This window comes from Mycobacterium sp. E3247, assembly GCF_001667785.1.
Classification (GTDB): Bacteria; Actinomycetota; Actinomycetes; order Mycobacteriales; family Mycobacteriaceae; genus Mycobacterium.
The window spans coordinates 1-800 of record NZ_LZJG01000146.1 but is presented as its reverse complement, the minus strand read 5'-3'; the positions used below and the strand labels follow the sequence as shown (position 1 = coordinate 800).

Sequence of the window (800 nt, the reverse complement as noted above, 5' to 3'; positions counted from 1 at the left end):
TACTCCTCCCGGATCCTGCACAAAGTATTCCGATTCTCCCGGGTCTATCCCGGTATCTTCTCCGACATCTTGTCCAGAACTGTCGCGGTGGCCGGAGCGCCGTTGCCCCATTGGCACACCTGCGCGTAGATCACCACATTGTTCTTTGCCCGCGCCTCGCTGGCGCAGACCCAGCCGGTGATCTGCCCGTCCTCCAGTTCCGTTCCCGTCCACCGCACTCCCGTATCGGTCGCGTCGGTCTTCTGGAATCTCCATCGATATTTGCCGCTCAGGTGGATGACGGCATTGCTGCACGCATCGAGACGCTTGGCAAAAGCGTCGCCAAGCAACACCGTCGCTGCTTTGGAATCGACAACCGTCGCAACGGCTTGACGGACCGCATGCTCGTACGTGTCCTTGTCCTCTTTGTAGAGATTGCTCCGCCACGCGGTGTAAGCCACCCCCACCGAGTACGTGTCCGGCGCGATCAGCGGCTCGCACTGCGGGTTACCCTCGTCGACGAAGGCGGCCACGGGCGGGGAGGTCGCGCCGGGCGGAGGTTTGGACGCCCAGTTTAGTTTCGCACCGACAATCTCGTTAATCAGGTCTGGCGCCAAGATCAGCGAATCGATGGCGTCGGCGAGGGTGCGACCGAGGTGGCGTTGTGGCCGCCGCCCTGCCCGCCGCCACACCCAACCGCCAACGCGACCACTACAGCCCCGAGCGCCGAAACAATGAAACGAATCCTCATTTCGTCTCCTTGCCAAACGGACGAAATCCGCATCTGTTGGTCGAAGAATAGGAGCAGTGCGAGAAACGCG

General features: G+C 61.6%; 2 protein-coding genes. Both read right to left on the bottom strand.

The window, feature by feature from the left end:
- Positions 1-44 precede the first annotated feature (44 nt).
- Positions 45-671 carry a sensor domain-containing protein gene (locus tag A9X04_RS07725; RefSeq protein ID WP_067919055.1) on the bottom strand — a complete coding sequence of 209 codons (627 nt, stop codon included), beginning with the start codon at positions 669-671 and terminating at the stop codon, positions 45-47.
- Positions 599-800, bottom strand: a 202-nt coding sequence (locus A9X04_RS31355) for a hypothetical protein (RefSeq protein WP_369828931.1), incomplete at its 5' end; no start/stop codon positions are given. The genes A9X04_RS07725 and A9X04_RS31355, both read right to left, overlap by 73 nt.